Source organism: Zoogloea dura, assembly GCF_012927165.1.
Classification (GTDB): Bacteria; Pseudomonadota; Gammaproteobacteria; order Burkholderiales; family Rhodocyclaceae; genus Zoogloea; species Zoogloea dura.
Map to the genome: position 1 here is coordinate 363,643 of NZ_JABBGA010000002.1, position 16,889 is coordinate 380,531.

The 16,889-nt window shown below is 65.2% G+C and carries 16 protein-coding genes; 13 read left to right on the forward strand and 3 right to left on the reverse strand.

Features of this window, described 5'->3' with window-relative positions; all coding sequences use genetic code 11:
* Window positions 1-14 precede the first annotated feature (14 nt).
* Both HHL15_RS04495 and HHL15_RS04500 read left to right on the forward strand, forming a co-directional pair.
* Complete coding sequence (locus HHL15_RS04495; protein ID WP_169144621.1) at window positions 15-941, forward strand: fatty acid desaturase family protein; 927 nt, start codon at window positions 15-17, stop codon at window positions 939-941.
* Entirely contained in the window at window positions 938-2,050 is a 1,113-nt protein-coding gene (locus tag HHL15_RS04500) for a class I SAM-dependent methyltransferase (RefSeq protein ID WP_169144622.1), read from the forward strand. The genes HHL15_RS04495 and HHL15_RS04500 overlap by 4 nt, the downstream gene beginning before the upstream one ends.
* A gap of 47 nt (window positions 2,051-2,097) precedes the next feature.
* Here HHL15_RS04500 and HHL15_RS04505 read toward each other — a convergent pair whose 3' ends face one another.
* Together HHL15_RS04505 and HHL15_RS04510 are read right to left on the reverse strand one after the other, a co-directional pair.
* A complete protein-coding gene (locus HHL15_RS04505; protein WP_169144623.1) occupies window positions 2,098-3,114 on the reverse strand; it encodes a glycosyltransferase family 2 protein in 1,017 nt (338 codons plus the stop codon).
* Between the two features lie 96 nt (window positions 3,115-3,210).
* Window positions 3,211-4,260: an NAD-dependent epimerase/dehydratase family protein gene (locus HHL15_RS04510; protein WP_169144624.1), complete on the reverse strand. Its 1,050-nt coding sequence runs from the start codon at window positions 4,258-4,260 to the stop codon at window positions 3,211-3,213.
* Window positions 4,261-4,578: 318 nt separating this feature from the next.
* On the opposite strand from HHL15_RS04510, the gene HHL15_RS04515 reads away from it, so the two are divergent.
* The 11 genes from HHL15_RS04515 to HHL15_RS04565 all read left to right on the forward strand — a co-directional run bounded on the left by HHL15_RS04515 (window position 4,579) and on the right by HHL15_RS04565 (window position 16,578).
* Window positions 4,579-5,508, forward strand: a complete 930-nt coding sequence (locus HHL15_RS04515) for an FkbM family methyltransferase (RefSeq protein ID WP_169144625.1) — start codon at window positions 4,579-4,581, stop codon at window positions 5,506-5,508.
* 17 nt (window positions 5,509-5,525) lie between these two features.
* Window positions 5,526-6,638 (forward strand): radical SAM/SPASM domain-containing protein, encoded by a 1,113-nt coding sequence (locus HHL15_RS04520; protein ID WP_169144626.1) that lies wholly within the window; start codon window positions 5,526-5,528, stop codon window positions 6,636-6,638.
* Between the two features lie 3 nt (window positions 6,639-6,641).
* Window positions 6,642-7,433 carry a hypothetical protein gene (locus HHL15_RS04525; protein ID WP_169144627.1) on the forward strand — a complete coding sequence of 264 codons (792 nt, stop codon included), beginning with the start codon at window positions 6,642-6,644 and terminating at the stop codon, window positions 7,431-7,433.
* 47 nt (window positions 7,434-7,480) lie between these two features.
* Window positions 7,481-11,122 (forward strand): glycosyltransferase, encoded by a 3,642-nt coding sequence (locus tag HHL15_RS04530; protein WP_169144628.1) that lies wholly within the window; start codon window positions 7,481-7,483, stop codon window positions 11,120-11,122.
* 287 nt (window positions 11,123-11,409) lie between these two features.
* Window positions 11,410-12,270 (forward strand): flagellin N-terminal helical domain-containing protein, encoded by an 861-nt coding sequence (locus tag HHL15_RS04535; RefSeq protein ID WP_169144629.1) that lies wholly within the window; start codon window positions 11,410-11,412, stop codon window positions 12,268-12,270.
* Between the two features lie 73 nt (window positions 12,271-12,343).
* Window positions 12,344-12,733 carry a flagellar protein FlaG gene (locus HHL15_RS04540; RefSeq protein WP_169144630.1) on the forward strand — a complete coding sequence of 130 codons (390 nt, stop codon included), beginning with the start codon at window positions 12,344-12,346 and terminating at the stop codon, window positions 12,731-12,733.
* A 205-nt stretch (window positions 12,734-12,938) separates the two neighbouring features.
* Entirely contained in the window at window positions 12,939-14,324 is a 1,386-nt protein-coding gene (gene fliD, locus HHL15_RS04545; RefSeq protein ID WP_169144631.1) for a flagellar filament capping protein FliD, read from the forward strand.
* Between the two features lie 12 nt (window positions 14,325-14,336).
* On the forward strand, window positions 14,337-14,753 hold the full coding sequence (gene fliS / locus HHL15_RS04550) for a flagellar export chaperone FliS (protein WP_235943218.1): 417 nt from the start codon (window positions 14,337-14,339) through the stop codon (window positions 14,751-14,753).
* A gap of 19 nt (window positions 14,754-14,772) precedes the next feature.
* Window positions 14,773-15,117 carry a flagellar protein FliT gene (locus HHL15_RS04555; RefSeq protein WP_169144632.1) on the forward strand — a complete coding sequence of 115 codons (345 nt, stop codon included), beginning with the start codon at window positions 14,773-14,775 and terminating at the stop codon, window positions 15,115-15,117.
* 29 nt (window positions 15,118-15,146) lie between these two features.
* The gene (gene fliK / locus HHL15_RS04560; RefSeq protein WP_169144633.1) at window positions 15,147-16,259 is read left to right on the forward strand and encodes a flagellar hook-length control protein FliK; all 1,113 of its coding nucleotides are present in this window, start codon (window positions 15,147-15,149) and stop codon (window positions 16,257-16,259) included.
* A complete protein-coding gene (locus tag HHL15_RS04565) occupies window positions 16,246-16,578 on the forward strand; it encodes an EscU/YscU/HrcU family type III secretion system export apparatus switch protein (RefSeq protein WP_169144634.1) in 333 nt (110 codons plus the stop codon). The genes fliK and HHL15_RS04565 overlap by 14 nt, the downstream gene beginning before the upstream one ends.
* Window positions 16,579-16,597: 19 nt before the next feature.
* On the opposite strand, the gene HHL15_RS04570 is transcribed toward HHL15_RS04565, so the two are convergent.
* Window positions 16,598-16,870: an oxidative damage protection protein gene (locus tag HHL15_RS04570; RefSeq protein WP_148577660.1), complete on the reverse strand. Its 273-nt coding sequence runs from the start codon at window positions 16,868-16,870 to the stop codon at window positions 16,598-16,600.
* Window positions 16,871-16,889 lie beyond the last annotated feature (19 nt).

Here is a 16,889-nt window from a genome sequence, read left to right on the forward strand (position 1 = left end):
CTTCGGGGCATGAAATGCACATCCTGAGCATCATCGACAAGGGCGCACTGGCCCAGCTCTCCCGTCCCAGCGACCGCATCGCAACCCGGCACCTGCTGTTCCGCGTGCTGGGCGAGGCCGCGCTGTTCTCCTCAGCTGTCATGCTTCTCGATGGCTGGCCTGCAGCGGCCTTGCTGTGCTTCTATGCATGCGCGATCTGGCACGGCTTCTGGGGATACGCGGGCATTGGCCACGAGCTTTACCACTCCCGGGTTTTCTCGAACCTGCAGCTGAACAAGCTGCTGTACCGGATCGCGTCCTACCTGACCTGGAACAATCCGGGCTTCTTCCGCAAATCCCACAACCACCACCACCACCACACCTTCGCCGCCGATGACGGGGAGGCGCAGAGCACCCAGGACTGGCGCCCGCTGGCCGTCTTCCTGTACCTGACGGTCGACCTGCCGGTACTGGTGCGGCGCCTGTATTACGCGTTCATCAACGCGGCCGGCCTGACGCCGAAGGATGGCGGATTCACCCGGATCGACGGTGCCTGCCAGCGCGAGGCCATCCTGATGCTGGCCTTCAACATCGCGGTGCAGCTCGCGCTGTGGGCGGCCTTCCAGGCCTGGCACATCAATCTCATGTGGTTCCTGCTGCCCTTCACCGGCCAGTTCCTGAACCGGCTCCTGGCGCAATCCCAGCACGTCGGCCTGGCCGGCGCCGCGAAGGAAGGTCCGCTGAAGCACTCCCGCACCCTGCCCCTGCCCGCCTTGCTTGAATTCCTGTACGCGGGCATGAACTTTCACGCGGAGCATCATCTGGCCCCGGTGATCCCCTATTACAACCTTCCCAGGCTCAACGCCCTGCTGCTGGAACGCAAGCTGCTGAGCCGGATCGATGCCTCTTCGTTCTTCATGAAGGACATCTGGCTGGCCCTCAAGACCAGGCCCGAATCATGAGCACTCAACGACTTCTGGTATTCCCCTCCAGCATCGACTCCGCCCGCCCCTTCATGCGGGTGGCCCGGTCCCTGGGGTTCGAGATCATCGGCGCCGACTCCATCCAGGGCGGCGTGGCCTCGCCGGACGAGGATCGCCACATCCACCTGCCCTTCATCACCGACGAGCGCTTCGACGCCGCCTTTTTCGACAGCCTGGCCGAGCTGGGGATCAGCCATGTCCACGCGCCCCACCATGGCGTCTGGTGGCATCTGAACAAGCTGCGGGAACAGCCGGGCAAGGCCTTCTTCCTGTGCGCCCCGCACCCCTTCGACAGCCACTGGGAAGCCTTCTCCCCCAGCCTCGACTGGGCGGAGAGCCAGACCACCGAGGCTCTGGCCAGGGCGCTTCCGACACCGCCACGCGGCCTCGCCGCATCGCTGACCGCCAGCCAGCTGGCCGGCCTTCACCGCCGCTTTCTGCAGACCCCCGGCGAAACCGACGAGGACAAGCTGAGCGGCCTGTGCACCATTGCACGCATCGCCCCGGTGGGCGACGTCGTCGAGATCGGTTCGCTGTTCGGCCGGTCAGCCCTGGCCCTGTCCTGGCTGGCCAGCCATTACCGCATCGGCTCGACGCTCTGCGTGGACCCCTGGAACCTGGATGACCTGACCGACCAGGGCCCCGCGGCCAAGATCCTCCACGACGAGCCCCGCTCTCTCGACTGCGAGAAGATCTTCCGCAACTTCATGGCCACCGCCGCCTCGTCGCCGGGCGCAAGCTACATCCGCGCGCCCTCGGAGAGGGCCATCGGCACCTATGCCAAGGCCGCCGAGGCCGGCAGATATCACGCAGAAGGGCTGGACCCGGTGCCGATCCGCGGTCAGATCGCGTTGCTCCATATCGACGGCAACCATCGCTACGACCATGTCTGCGCCGACATCGCCAACTGGACGCCCTATCTGGCCGACCATGGCTGGCTGATGCTCGACGACTACATCTGGAGCTTCGGTGATGGGCCCCGGCGGGCCGGCGACGAGCTGCTGACCAGCGGTGACTACGATCACGCCTTCGTGCTGAGTGACACGCTCTTCCTGCGCCGGGCCCCCAACACCGCCCACCGCCGCTGACCCTCGGGGGGCCGGACGCCCCCCTTCACCTCCCCGTCACGCCGGCCTCACGCTTTTTTCGTGGACTTGAGGACGTATTCCGACAGGGCAAAGATATTGCTGGGGCTTTCGAGACGGAAGTTGCACGCCGGCTCCTCGCGGGCGTCGAAGACCATCCGCTCCAGCGCCTCGATGAGGGTGATGGAGAGGTCCAGCGAGAAGGTTGCCATCAGGTCATGGATCTCCAAGGAGCCCATCATGTCGCCGAGGGTCGCAACGATGCCGCGGGAGGTCAGCAGCCGCCCGATCTGGTTGGCCTTGGCGATGTAGCGGTACTTGTCCTCAAAAATGCCCACGTCCTGGTAGATCACGTCGTAGCTGTGGATGGCGCACTCCTTGTAGCGCAGGGAGCCCGCCAGGCCGGCGGTGGAGGTGGCCTCGTGGATCCGGTAGCCCCCCAGGCGCTGGTTCACCACGTAGGCGGTGCCGATGGCGGCCAGGGACGAGAACAGGTAGTGGTCGATGAATCCGTGGGTCCCCTTGCTGCGGTAGCGGGCCAGTTCGCCGATGCGGGCCAGGCTCTCGCGGCGCATGACGGCAAAGGACGTGATGATCCAGTTGGTCAGGCACAGGTACTTGAGCACGTCATGCTCGCCGGTATCCAGCGCGGGGACGAACTGGAACATGTCGCCGGTGGGCCGGTCGTCCACCAGCCGCTCGTGGAGGGTGTAGGCGAAGGTCGCCTGCGGATGCTTCTCCAGGCCCAGCTCGACGGTCTCACGGATGAAATCCGGGTAGAGGATGTCGTCGCCATGCAGGATGGTCAGGTAGGGATTCCGGGAATTCGCGATCGCCTTCTCGAAGTTGCCCAGGATGCCCAGGTTCTGCTCCCCCCGGTGGTAGGTGATCCGCGTGTCCTCGGCAGCGTAGGCGCGGCACACCGCCTCGGTCTCATCGCTCGAGCAGTCATCGTAGATCGAGATGGCCAGATCCCCGTAGCTCTGGGCCATGGCGGATTCGATGGTCCTGGCGACCAGCCCTGCCTGGTTATAGGTGGTGATGGCGATGTCTACAGTTGGGCGCATGGCATCAATCAATGACGTGGGGTGAAAGCAGGCGGGTGGCCCGGCAAGGCGTCTGCCAAGTCCATCCGGGACGAAGAGCGCGCGGTATCGCGGTATTCAAGGGTGCAAGCTCTGGTCGGTGCGGGCAAGTGCCTCGGCCACCCCGCGCCGCGGACGCCAGCCAAGCGCCTCGAGGCGCCGTGTGTCGGGCAAGCCCCTGGATGTCTTGGCGGCCAGATAGGCCTTCGGGTCGGCCTCGCCGAACAGCAGCGGCAGGGCCGGCACGCGCAGCTGGGAGGCCAGTTCGGCAAAGCGCCGCACCGACATCTCGTTGCCCGCATTGCCGACGTTGTAGGCGCTCGCCCCATCCCCCTTGAGGAGGATGTGGAACAGACCGGCAACGGTGTCGGCCAGGTAGCAGAAGGCGCGCAGGGCGCTGCCGTCGCTGGTCAGCACGATGGGCTGGCCATCCCGGGCGGCACGCAGCACGTCCGAGAAGATCCGGCCATCGTCCAGGTTCAGCCCCGGCCCGAAGGTGTGGAAGATCCTTCCGATCCCGAACTCCAGCCCGTACTGGGCCCGCCAGCTGGCCAACAGGGTCTCGGCCATGCGCTTGCTCTCGATGTAGCAGTTGCGGGGGTCCAGGGTGGGTACCGCGCCGAAGCTGTCTTCATGCACCGCGCCTTCGTTCTCGGTCGAGCCGTAAACGGCGGAACCCAGCATCAGGAAGGAAACGGGGCGCTCGCGGGCGAAGCGGTCGAGCAGGCCCAGGGTGCCCAGCGCGTTGGCGCGGATCACCCCTACCGGATCGGTCGCATAGTTGCGCGGTGAGGCGGGGCTGGCTGCATGGATCAGCACGTCGGGCGGGCCGAAACGGGAGGGCGGCGGGGCTTCCAGCGCCCCTTCGATCACCTCGCACAGCCCGGGATCGAGGGCCTTGCCCAGGCGTGCCGTCAAACGGGCCGGATCGCGGGCCAGCAGGCTCAGGCGCGGCGGGTCGGCAAGCTTGCGCTGCAGCGCCGCGACGACGAGGGCCAGGTAGCCTCCCAGCATGCCGCTGCCGCCGGTCAGGTATACATGGCAGCCGGCCAGGCGCTCCCAGGGCAGCGCCTCCTGAAGGATCGCATCAATGTCCTCGCGGACGACGGGATGGCAGGGATCGAACATGGAAGACGGCGGGATGGAGACCCGATTCAGACCGACGCGAATGACCAGGGAGCTGGCCTACCGGAGAACGCGACGGAACGATACCACAGCTTCAAGGGCGCAGATCCCGACCCGGAATACCGCCACCAGGACCCGATAACCTACAATGCGCCGAGCCAACAAGGCCATTTTGTCCCTGCCCCTCAAGACAGCAGGCTTTGTGCCGCTATTGCGAGAACCTCCTCACTTACGGAGCCCCCGTTTCACGACCATGACCTGCGACCCCAGCGCCCTGCCCGGCCCCGCAGCCCGGCAAAATACTTACCGGAGCGTTTCCCAGTGACCACCATCGTCCAGCTCCGGGAGGCCCACCGGGCCGGCACCCTGCCCAAGCCCTATTTCCTTGGCGCCGTATATGGGCAGCTCCGCACCCTGGTCGAATTCCAGGAGGCATTGCAGGGCACCCAGATCAAGGAAATCGTGGTCGGCACCGACGGCCTGCGCATCCGCACCGCCGACCATGGCCTGGAGCTGGTACTCCACCCTGAAGAGGCCAACTCCCTGGTCACCGGCATGCTGGCTTTCGGCGACGCCGAACCCATGGAACGCAAGGCCCTGCTTGCCGCCGCCAGGCAGTCGGCGGTGATCCTCGACGTGGGCGCCAATATCGGCTGGTACAGCCTGCACTTTTCCCGCGTCGCCCCGCAGGCCCGCATCCACGCTTTCGAGCCGGCGGCGCGCATCCATGAACGCCTGCTGGCCAACCTCGCGCTGAACGGCATCGACTCGGTGGTCACTGAACAGCTCGCCCTGCAGGACCAGGAGGGCACCGACACCCTCTATTTCCACCCGGCCGAGACGGGCGCCACCTCGGTCCGCGACAACCGCGGCTTTGCCGGCGTGCAGCGCGAGGAGATCCGCTGCACCACCCTCGACCACTACTGCGCCGGGCACGGACTGCGTCCCGACCTGGTCAAATGCGATGTGGAGGGCGGCGAGCTGTCCGTCGTCAAGGGCGGCCTGGCGACTCTCCGGGAATGTCAGCCCGTGGTCTTCCTGGAGCTGCTCCGCAAATGGAGTGCCAACTTCGGTTATCACCCCAACGAGGTCATCGGGATCATGCGCGATCTCGGTTACCGGGCCTGGTCCATCGAGCCGGAGGGCATCCGTGAATGCCCCGCGATCACCGACGCGACGGTGGCGACCAACTTCCTATTCACCTGCGACGGCAAGCACAACGCGCTCATCCAGCAGTTGGCTCGCCTCTGAACACGACGAGGCACATCATGACCATTCTCGAAGCCGAAGCCAGTGGCCTTACGGCCAGCGAAGCCGCCAAGCGCAACGACCTCGCCGCCCGCAAGCCTTACATCGCGGAGAAGCTCCGCAACATCGCCGCGATGGAAGAGCGCGGTGAGATCAGCCCCATCATCCGGCTCGAGAAGAGCTACCTGTGCAACTTCCAGTGCACCCACTGCTCGGCCGAGTACTACATGGACCGGCACCTGGAGAAGGTCTTCAAGATCAAGGACGAGCGCCGCAAGATCGACCTGGACGACATCCGCCGCCTGTCCCGCGAGGCCGACGAGCTCGGGCTGGCCCGCTTCGTCATCACCGGCGGAGAGCCCCTGGTGATGAAGGACTTCGATGCGGTAGTGGCCGCCATCGACCCGGACCGCCACTACATCATCACCGACACCAACGGGTGGTTCCTCGACCTGGAACGGGCCAGGCACCTCAAGTCCATCGGGGTCGAGAAGGTCCAGATCTCCCTCGACAGCATGATCGAGGCCGAGCACGACGCCTTCCGCAACAAGCCGGGCTCCTACAAGCGGGTCATCCGCGCCATCGACGCCTCCCTCGAAGCCGGGCTCAATCTGATCCTGTCCACCGTGCTGGTGCGCGGGCGGGGCAAGACCGACGAGTTCCGCTCCATGTGCGAATTTGCCAAGCAGAAGGGCATCGGCCTCTACGTCTCCTATGCCAAGCCCACCGGCTCGTGCACCGAACACCCGGAATTCGTCATCACCAAGGAAGACGCGGACATCGTGCGGGAGCTGGAGAAGGAATATCCGGTGTTCACCCACATGACCCCCTCCTACGGCTCCCACAAGGGCTGCATCACGGTCAAGGGCATCATCACGGTGACCTCCACCGCCGAGATCACCCCCTGCCCCTACATCGACTTCTCCCTGGGCAACCTGCGCGACACCTCGCTCAAGGACATCCTCGCCCGCGGCATGCGCAACCCCTGGCTGGGGCCGCACCGCCCCGACTGCCTCATCGGGGAAGACCCCAAGTTCATCAAGATCCACACGGACAAGACCAAGGGCGCCGTCCATCTGCCCCTGCCGTGGGGTCAGGGCTTCTCAGACAACGACTCTCTGCTGGACGACTGAACCATGGCTGCCGCTTCCAACGCACTTCTATTCGACGACTTCGGGCGCTGCCTGCCCGGCGCCGTGCAGGCTCCGGCCCATCCGCGCAGCCGCCGCTACTTCACCCTGCAGCAGCCGGAGATCGAGTACGGCGCCAGCCACGCCCGCCTGCAACGCCATCTCGGCGCAGGGGAGACCGTGGACGCCGCGGCTTTCGCCGAACGGGCCGAAGCCATCCTGGCCCGCCTGAAGGCCGACCCGCGCACCGCCGCCCTCACCCGCGGCGTGGCCGTCCCCTTCATCCTGCCCCGCCTGGCGGTGGAAAACATGGGCCGGACCCTGGACGAGCGCTTCCTGCCGGCCCTGGGCCGCGCCTTCGAAGAGACCTACCCCGACTACCGCTTCACCAACCACAACGTCGGAGGGCTCGACGGCCGCCTCCGCATCCAGCCGGACTCGCGTCATGCCGGCCTGGTGGAGGCCATGGGCCATGCGGAGCGGGTGGGCATCTATTTCCCGGCCCTGTCCGAGTATTCAATCCCGGCAGCCCTGGAGCGGGTGGCCGCCCTTCCCCGGCACTTCCTGCTGGCCGGCGGCGTGGACACCTGCGCCGCCCTGATCAGCACCCCCGGCCTGCTGCTACGCACCGACACCTACCCGCCGCTGCTGTGGCTGGGCGCCCTGGCCGGTGACCAGCCGGGCATCGGCTATCACTTCGAAGCCTACGGCTACAATCTCACGTTCAACCGGCGCGCCCACCTGGGCCAGGCCGCCGAGTACTGGACCTGCGGGCTGAGCGTGCTCGACGGCGACTAGACCCGGCCGCAACCCTCATCCCTATCGAAGACAACGAGGCTTCATCCATGCCCATCGTCCGGCACACCCCTGGGCTCTATGCCAAGCGGCGCCACCCCTACTACATCGCAGCTCCCGGCTACGACCGCCGCTCCTCGGGCATCCGGGTCATGCACCAGCTGTGCGACAGCCTCAACCAGCTCGGCCTCGAAGCCTACATCCACACCCCCCTGCGCAGCCCTCGGCTCAACGCCCCCCTGCTGACCCCCGAGATCCGGGCCGAACACAAGGACGCGGGGCTCAACCCGATCGCCATCTACCCGGAGATCGTCGGCTCCAACCCCCTCGACTGCGACGTGGTGGTGCGCTACATCCTCAACCGCCCGGGCCTGCTGGGAGAAAAGCCCAACTACGGCAACGACGACCTGTACTGGCTGCACAACGCCGAAGTAGCCGACGCCCTGCCCCACCACGAAGGCGTGCTGCACATGCCCGCCGTGGACACGTCCATCTTCAACAACCTGGACAACCCCCACGACCAGGCACGCCAGGGCGCCTGCATCTACTACGGCCGCTACACCGAAGGTGCCCAGGCCCATCCCGAGCTGGCGGCCCGCTGCACCGTCATCACCAAGACCTTCCCCACCTCCCACGAGGAGCTGGCCGCCCTGTTCCGCCGCAGCACTCACGTGTACTGCTTCGAGAACACCTCCATCTCCATGGAGGCGCGCCTGTGCGGCTGCCCCGTGGTGCAGCTGCCGAGCCCCTTTGCCGACCCGGACAAACCCTTTGCCGACAGCCTGGGCCTGTCCGACGCGCTGATCACCTCGGACGACGAACAGTCCCTGGCCGAGGCTCGCGCCCTGCTTCCCGGGCTTACCGGAAAGTACAAGCGCATCGAGCAGACCTACTGGGAAGAGCTCGGACGCCTGGTGGAGAAGACCCAGGCGGTCGCGACAAGCCGCCCACGCAGCGAGAAAGCCCCACCCAAGGACGAAACCGACGACAGGAACTACGCAATCTGGCGCTCACGCCAGACCGTCCAGGAGATCGACGCCCAGGTCCTGGCCGAGCGCATGGTGCTCAAGTGGAACCAGCGCCCCGGCTTTCACCTGCTGCTGGCGCTCCAGGCCGGCGAGGAGAACCTCCTGGCCGACACCCTCGACAGCCTCTCCCCGCAGCTCTACCCCGAGTGGCTGCTGACGGTGGTCACGACCCTGCCCACCCCGGACGCGGTCGCCGACATCCCCAATCTGCAATGGCTGTCGCTGCGTGACGAGGCCCACATCGGCTTCGTCATCGACGAGATGGCAGCCGCCTCGCCGGGCACCTGGCTGGCCCGCATCGAACCCGGCCTGACCCTGGAACCGCACGCCCTGCAGGTCATCGCCGACTACGTCAACGTCCGCCCCGGCTGGAGCCTGATCTATACCGACGAGGACACCCGCGAGCCCGACGACAGCTACACCCAGCCACTGTTCAAGCCCGACTTCAACCTCGACCTGCTGCGCGCCCAGTCCTATTTCGGGAGCCTCGTGCTGGTCGCCAAGGACGCCTTCCTGGCCAGCGGCCGCTACGGCGCCCGGGCCGGCGCCGAGAACTACGACCTCACCCTGCGGATTCTCGACCAGGCGGGCGAAGGCGCCATAGGCCATATCAGCCAGGTGCTGGCCCACCTGCCGCGTGAATCCCGCCGCGGGCTCCAGCCCGAGGCCGAGAAGGCCGCCCTGGCCGACCACCTGGCACGCAACGGCCTCGCCGCCGAGGTCCTGGATGGCGCCCTGTTCGGCACACGCCGCGTGAAGTACACGTGGCCGGACTCGCCCCACGTCACCATCATCATCCCCACCCGCGACCGCGAGGAGTACCTGCGCCCGCTGATCGAGAGCCTCGAGGAGCGCACCAGCTACCCGAACTGCGACATCCTCATCCTCGACAACGACAGCTCGGACCCGGACACCGTCAACTACCTGGCCGCGCTGCCGCTGCAGTCCGGCCGCTACCCGATCCGGGTGATCCCCAGCCCGGGCGAGTTCCAGTGGTCGCGCACGGCCAACACCGGCGCGGCTGCCGCCACCGGCGACTACCTGCTGTTCCTGGACAACGACATCCACATCGTCCAGGAAGACTGGCTCGATCGCCTGATGGCCCTCGCCCAGCGCCCCGAGATCGGCATCACCTCACCGCGCCTGACCTTCCCGGGGAGCGGCAAGGTCCAGGACACCGGCACCCTCCTCGGCCTGCGCGGCACCGCCGGCAGCGCCTGGAACAACGATGCAGAGATCGACGACCCCGGTTACATGGGCCGCGCCCTCTGCGACCAGAACCTGAGCGCCGCCAACGGTTCCGCCATGCTGGTACGGCGCAGCGTCTTCGAGGCACTCAAGGGCTTCGACGCCGAGCGCTTCCCGCTGGTCCACGGCGCACTGGATCTATGCCTGCGGGCCGGCGACCTCGGCTTCAAGACGGTGTGGACGCCTTACAGCACACTGGTCCATTACGGCGCGGTCTCCTTCCTCGCCCGTCAGCGCAAGCTTGAGGGACGCCTCGCCGACCTGCAGGCCGGCCTGAACGCCAACGAAGCCCTGCTCGAACGCTGGATGCCCCGCCTGGCCAGCGACCCGGCCTACAACCGCAACCTGAGCCTGGCCCTCCCATACAAGCCCGATCACATCTCGCCGATCGACTGGGATGTCAATTTCCACGACCGGCCCCGCATCCTGGCCGCCCCGGTTCCGGGTGGCGCCGGCGAATATCGCCTGCGGGCACCGCTGCGCATGATCGGCCAGGCCGGCCTCGCCCATACCATGATCAGCGAACCGCCCAAGGCCTTTACGATGCGGATCCTGACCCCTGTCGAGATCGCCCGCGCAGAGCCCGACGTCCTGATCCTGCACCAGCCCCTGGACGACGGCCAGAGCGATGCCCTGGAAACCTACGCCCGCCACTTCCCCGACATGCGCCGGGTGCTGACCATGGATGACCTGGTCACCGACCTGCCCAAGAAGCACCCGATGTACCGCAACGGCTACAAGGACGGACGCCAGCGCCTGCGCCGCAACCTCTCCTTCATGGATCGTCTGGTGGTGAGCACCCAGCCACTGGCCGACCTGTGCGCCGGCATGATCGACGACATCATGGTCAGGCCCAACTGCCTCGAATGGTCCCTGTGGGGCCATGTTGCGCCGGTGCGCCAGCTTGCACGCAGCAAGCCCCGCGTCGGCTGGGCCGGCGCCCAGCAGCACAACGGCGATCTGGAACTGATCTACCCGGTGGTCGAAGCCCTCGCCGACGAAGTGGACTGGATCTTCATGGGCATGTGCCCGGATCCGCTGAAGCCCTTCGTCAAGGAAGCCCACGACTTCGAACTCGACTTCCGGGCCTACCCGAAGGCCCTAGCCCGGCTCGACCTGGACCTGGCGATTGCGCCCCTGGAGATCCACCCGTTCAACGAGGCCAAGAGCAACCTGCGCCTCCTCGAATACGGCGCGATGGGCTGGCCGGTGATCTGCACCGACATCTATCCCTACCGGGACGCCCCTGTCACCCGCATCCCCAACGACCCGGACACCTGGATCCGGACCATCCGCGAACAGCTTGCCGAGCCCGAGGCGCTGCGTCGCGCCGGCCTCACCCTGCGGCAGTGGGTTCGCGATGGCTACATCCTCGAAAACCATACGGCTAGCTGGTTTGCGGCTTACGGGCCATAAAGCCACTCAGCCCCCACCCCAGGAGCATATGACTACCGGCCGAAAATCTCGGCCGGTAGTCATCTTTTGGCCTAAAGCTTTGAGTTGCCGCGCCGCTATAAAAAGCCAGGCGGTAATCCGTCAGCGGAATCTGAAATTCACACAAAAGCAAAAAAGTCAATAATTTTCTAAAGTTCCGATGGCACATCCCGTAAATGAAATCAACGGCGGTTGCCTTAACTCACCGGGCAAGGCGAACCAAAGTTAAGCCGAAACGCTTATCTTGAACGGAATGAAGGAGAACCAAAATGGCTGCCACAATCAACACCAATCCGATGTCGCTGAATGCGCAACGGAACCTGAGCACTTCCCAATCCAGTCTGTCGCAATCTGTCCAGCGCCTCTCGTCCGGCCTTCGCGTCAATAGCGCCAAGGACGACGCCGCCGGCCTGGCCATTGCCGACCGCATGAACGCCCAGGCCAAGGGCTTCGACGTTGCAATCCGCAACGCCAACGACGGCATCTCGATGGCGCAGACCGCTGAAAGCGCAATGCAGGCCATCACCGACAACCTGCAGCGGATGCGCGAACTGGCCGTCCAGTCTGCAAACGGCGTCTATAGCAGCGGCGACCGCGCCAGCCTTGACACCGAATTCCAGCAGCTCAACCAGGAAATCGCACGGGTCGTTTCCGGCACCCAGTTCAACGGCCAGAACGTGCTGAGCGTGACCTCGGACTTCTCGTTCCAGGTTGGCGCCGGCACCGCCTCCACCGACTCGATCGCCGTGACCAGCGGCCAGGTGGGCCTGGCCTCCGGCACCTTCGGCACCACCACCGCCGGCTCGATCAGCGGCGCGACGATCTCCGGCGCAGGCAGCGCCGGGGTATCGAACGCCAGCGCAGCGATCGCCTCCATCGATACCGCGATCAACGCACTGAACACCGCCCGCGCAAACTGGGGTGCCGTGCAGAACCGCTTCACTTCGGTGGTGCAGACCCTGCAGGTCGCCTCCGAGAACGCCAACGCCTCCCGTGGCCGCATCATGGATGCGGACTTCGCGAAGGAAACCGCCAACATGACCCGCGCCCAGATCCTGCAGCAAGCCGGCACCGCCATGGTGGCCCAGGCCAACAGCATGCCCAACAACGTGCTGTCGCTGCTCCGCTAAGCACGGATCGGTAGTACCGCAGCGTCACCCGGTTCAAGCAGGGTGACGCTGCTCGCACAATGGGGAAACAATCATGAGCATCCAGCCAATCAACGCGAGCAACACCCAATACGCACTCCAGACCCTGTCTCCGGCAAGCCAGGGGACTGCCGCTGCTCGCAAGGCGGAAGCCGCCCCCGACACCGCCGCCCCTGTCCAGGACATCCAGGCCCTCGCCCAGAACGGCGCAGTCCAGCCCAGCAGCGAGCAGCTGACGCAGGCAGTCAAGCAGATCCAGGACGTGATCAAGCAAAATGCCAACGGCCTGCAGTTCTCGATAGACGAGGATGTCGGTGTGCCGGTGGTCAAAGTCATCGACACGGAATCCAAAAAGGTCATCCGGCAGATTCCCTCCCAGGAAGTACTGGAGATCGCCAAGGCGCTCGACAAGCTTCAAGGCTTGCTGGTGAAGCAGCAAGCCTGACCCCATGTAGCGCTGGCTGCAGGGCACGTCATCAGCACGACCTGTCAAAACCCGCCGGCACGGCGGGTTTTTTTCATTTTCAGGCAACCATCGGCAAATTGGCATGGTCCATGCAAAGGGATTGAATATCCGGGCAGGCTCTCAAGTTTGAGACGTCGCAGCCGTAATTCCAAACAGCAGCAACACAGCAAGACGGGGGTACATCATGGCAACACTTTCTTCGGCAGGGATTGGCTCCGGGCTTAACGTCGAGTCGATCGTGACCGGCCTGATGTCCATTGAAAGACAGCCACTTAGCAAACTCCAGTCGCAGCAGAGCAGCTACCAGTCCAAGATTTCCGCCCTGGGAACGATCAAGAGCAATCTTTCGTCCCTGCAGGCGGCGGCAAAAGCACTGACGCCGGCAATCGGACAAAGCGCGACGGCATCTTTTTCCGCCTACAAGGCAAGCCTTGCCGATTCCACCATCGCAACGGCAAGCACGAGCAACTCGGCAGTTGCCGGCAGCTACTCGCTTGAAGTCACGACGCTCGCCACAAGCCAACGACTGGCCCTCGGCCCGACTTACGCGGCAGACGCACAAGTGCTCGATTTCGGCTCCGACAGCAGCCGGACCCTGAGCATCACCAAGGGCAGCACGACCGTCGACATCACGCTCGAAAGCAGCCAGAACACATTGGCCGCAGTACGTGACGCCATCAACAATGCCGGAGCCGGGGTCAATGCCAGCATCGTCACCGATACTGGCGGCAAACAGAACCTGCTGCTCACAGCCACCAGCGGCGGCACAGCCAACGCCGTCAGCCTGTCCGGCACGGCGACTTTCATCGACCCCAACAACCCTGGCAGCACCATTGGGGTCTCCAGCGCATTCAGCCAGACTCAGGCTGCCACTGACGCCGTGGTCAAGATCCAGGGCATCTCCATCGCCACCAGCGGGAACACGATCACCAATGCCATCGACGGAGTGACGCTTGAGCTCTCGAAGACAGGCACGACCACGCTGACCGTCTCCCGGGATAACGCAGACCTGAAGTCCAAGCTCGACACCTTCGTCAATGCCTACAACACCCTGAACTCCTCGATCAAGAGCCTGAGCGCCTACGATGCCAGCTCGAAGAAGGGCGCAGTCCTGAACGGCGATGCGTCGCTGCGCAACGTCCAGAGCCAGATCCGTTCCGCACTCAGCAACCTGCCCGCCGAGCTGGCAGGCAGTTCGGTGCGCAGCCTGGGCGACATGGGGATCTCCTTCCAGACGGATGGCAGCCTCAAGATCGACAGCACCAAGTTCGACAAGGCGGTGAGCACGAATTTCTCTGCAGTGGCCAGCGCCATCGGTGTCTATGGCAGCGCTGTGAAAACGGCCACGACGCAGCTCCTTGAGACCGGCGGAGTGGTTTCCGCACGGACCGACGGTCTCAACTCCAGCGTCAGGAGCATCAGCAAGCAGATTGATTCGCTCAACAATCGCCTTACCGCGATCGAAAAAAATTACCGGGCCCAATTCACGGCCCTGGACACCTCAATGGCCAGCATGAGCACCACCAGCAGCTACCTCAGCCAGCAGCTATCCCTGCTCAACAGCCTCTAACCCCAGGAGAACATGATGTCGTTTGGCCTGGCTAGTCGTCGTTCTGCCGCCATGTACGCCGAAATCGGCGTGGAGACGGGCGTCACGACGGCCGACCCCCACAAGCTCATCCTGATGCTTTTCGAAGGCGCCCTGCTGCAGATCGGCAAGGCCAGCAGCGCCCTGGAAATCCGGGACGTCCCGACCAAGGGCAAGGCCATCTCGCAGGCCATCGAAATCATCACCAACGGCCTCAAGGTCAGCCTCGACTACGAAGCTGGCGGCGAACTGGCCGAGCGCCTGGGCGCCCTTTATGACTACATGACCCAACGCCTGGTGTATGCCAACCTGCACAATAGCCAGCCAGCGCTGGACGAAGTCACCCGATTGCTGAATGATTTGAAAGGCGCCTGGGAAGAAATCGGCACGTCCGACCAGGTCCAACGCTAAGAAAGCCCGGAGATACTGCATGAGCTCCCTCGCCCTTCTTGAACAGATGAGTAACTACTCCACCGAAATGGTGGATGCTGCCCGCGCCAATGATTGGGACCGACTGACCCGGCTCGAGCGCCAGGTGGCCTCCCTGCGGGACCGCCTTGGCGTCGAAGAAGCACTGGGTTTTCCTGGCCGGCCCCGACAGATGTCGGAGGACGAGCGCAAGAAGAAGATGGCGCTGATCCGTCGCATCCTCGATGACGACAAGGAGGTCCGCGTCCATACCGAACCCTGGATGGACAACGTGCGCCAGCTGCTGTCCGGCGGCACACGTGCGCGCAACGTACGATCAGCGTACGGCGACCCTGACGTCAGCTGAACCCTCAACGCGCAGGCGGGCGAAACGCCATGATTCCCAGCGACCTCGCCTCCCGCCTGCGGATGCTCACCGAAGCGAGCTTCTTCTCGGGCGAGCCCACCGTTGCGCCCCTCAACCGGGTCAGGGCAATATCATCCCGGCTTCCGGACTTCACGCCCGGAGAGCGCATCACCGCCACCCTTCACCAGGCCAACCAAGACAATACCTATCAGGGCCGCGTGAACGGTCGTGAGGTGGTCCTGTCCCTGCCGCCCTCGGTCAAATCGGGCGACACCCTTGAACTCGTCGTCAGCCATGTCACACCGCAGGCCGTATTCGCCAGCCTGGCTCAGCCCCAACCCACGGCCGGCGACAAACCAGCCCTCAGCCAGACCGGCAAACTGATCAGCTTTCTGCTTACCGGCCAGCCGCCAGCCGGCACTGCGCGCCTGAGCGGGGGACAACCCCTCATCACCGCAGCCCCTGGCAACCAGGAAGCCATCAACCAGCTGGCCAGCCGGCTGGGCAGCGCGGTCAGTGGTAGCGGCCTGTTCTACGAATCCCACCAGGCCCGCTGGCTGGCCGGTCAGATCGACACCGCAAGCCTGCTTCGCGAACCTCAGGGCAAGGAAGCCCCCCACGGCACTCGCGGCACCGAATCGGGCCGCAGCAGCCCACTCCCCTCTCTTGCAGCCGCCATCACCGGCGGCGACGCAGCGGAGGCATCCTCAGCCGGGAGCGGCGCGACCGGCGTCCTGCTCAAGGCCGAGGCCCAGCCCGTAGCAGAGCGACTCGTGCCCCTGGTACACCAGCAACTGGACGCCCTCGCCACCCATCAGGTTGCCTGGCAAGGCCAGGCCTGGCCCGGCCAGATGATGGAGTGGGAGATAGAAGACCCGGAAGGACGCGAAGGCGGCGAGGACGGCGAGCCCGACCCTTACTGGAACACCACCCTGCGCCTGACCATGCCCGGCCTCGGCGGCATCGAAGCCCGCCTGCATCTCACACCGGCAGGAGTCGCTGTGCGGCTCATCGCCAGCGAGGCCGACAGCCGCGACCGGCTTGAGGCCGGGCAGCAGCGCCTGGCCGACGCGCTGGCCGCCGCCAACGTGCCGCTGACCGGGCTGGTGGCGGAACTGAAGGTGCCCGATGAACAGCCCTGAGCGCCCCGCCGAACCACGCGCCGAAGCGGTCGCGCTGGCCTACAACGCCGCCAACGCCGCCCCGACCGTCGTCGCCAAGGGCCGCGGGCTGATCGCCTCGGAGATCATCTCCCGGGCCCGGGAAGCCGGCGTGTACGTCCATGAATCTCCCGAACTGGTGGCCCTGCTGATGCAGGTGGACGTGGACGCCCGCATTCCACCCGAGCTCTACGTGGCCGTGGCCGAACTGCTGGCCTGGCTGTACAGCCTGGAGCAGGGCATTCCGATGCCGGCGGCCATAAAAAAGGCCCCGTCGGAGACGGAGCCTTCCACATCCTGAGGCAGGACGTACAGCGGGATCAGGACTGGGGCGGAACGTAGCCACCGATCTGGTCCGCACCACCACCGAAGAAATAGCGCTCCAGCTGCTCGGACAGGTATTTGCGGGCCCGCGCGTCCATAAGGTTCAGACGGTTTTCATTGATCAGCATGGTCTGGTGCTTGACCCACTGCTGCCAGCCTTCCTTGGAAACGTTCTCGAACACCTTCTTGCCGAGCTCGCCGGGAAGGGGCGGGAAATCCAGACCTTCGGCCTCGCGACCGAGCTTCACACAATTGACCATCCTTGCCATGTATCACCTCTGAAGTTGG

What these genes read in the sequence shown, in the direction of transcription:
- HHL15_RS04495 (WP_169144621.1), top strand. Translation starts at nt 15, where the DNA reads ATGCACATCCTGAGCATCATCGACAAGGGCGCACTGGCCCAGCTCTCC.
- HHL15_RS04500 (WP_169144622.1), top strand. Translation starts at nt 938, where the DNA reads ATGAGCACTCAACGACTTCTGGTATTCCCCTCCAGCATCGACTCCGCC.
- HHL15_RS04505 (WP_169144623.1), bottom strand. Translation starts at nt 3,114, where the DNA reads ATGCGCCCAACTGTAGACATCGCCATCACCACCTATAACCAGGCAGGG.
- HHL15_RS04510 (WP_169144624.1), bottom strand. Translation starts at nt 4,260, where the DNA reads ATGTTCGATCCCTGCCATCCCGTCGTCCGCGAGGACATTGATGCGATC.
- HHL15_RS04520 (WP_169144626.1), top strand. Translation starts at nt 5,526, where the DNA reads ATGACCATTCTCGAAGCCGAAGCCAGTGGCCTTACGGCCAGCGAAGCC.
- HHL15_RS04525 (WP_169144627.1), top strand. Translation starts at nt 6,642, where the DNA reads ATGGCTGCCGCTTCCAACGCACTTCTATTCGACGACTTCGGGCGCTGC.
- HHL15_RS04530 (WP_169144628.1), top strand. Translation starts at nt 7,481, where the DNA reads ATGCCCATCGTCCGGCACACCCCTGGGCTCTATGCCAAGCGGCGCCAC.
- HHL15_RS04535 (WP_169144629.1), top strand. Translation starts at nt 11,410, where the DNA reads ATGGCTGCCACAATCAACACCAATCCGATGTCGCTGAATGCGCAACGG.
- HHL15_RS04540 (WP_169144630.1), top strand. Translation starts at nt 12,344, where the DNA reads ATGAGCATCCAGCCAATCAACGCGAGCAACACCCAATACGCACTCCAG.
- fliD (WP_169144631.1), top strand. Translation starts at nt 12,939, where the DNA reads ATGGCAACACTTTCTTCGGCAGGGATTGGCTCCGGGCTTAACGTCGAG.
- fliS (WP_235943218.1), top strand. Translation starts at nt 14,337, where the DNA reads ATGATGTCGTTTGGCCTGGCTAGTCGTCGTTCTGCCGCCATGTACGCC.
- HHL15_RS04555 (WP_169144632.1), top strand. Translation starts at nt 14,773, where the DNA reads ATGAGCTCCCTCGCCCTTCTTGAACAGATGAGTAACTACTCCACCGAA.
- fliK (WP_169144633.1), top strand. Translation starts at nt 15,147, where the DNA reads ATGATTCCCAGCGACCTCGCCTCCCGCCTGCGGATGCTCACCGAAGCG.
- HHL15_RS04565 (WP_169144634.1), top strand. Translation starts at nt 16,246, where the DNA reads ATGAACAGCCCTGAGCGCCCCGCCGAACCACGCGCCGAAGCGGTCGCG.
- HHL15_RS04570 (WP_148577660.1), bottom strand. Translation starts at nt 16,870, where the DNA reads ATGGCAAGGATGGTCAATTGTGTGAAGCTCGGTCGCGAGGCCGAAGGT.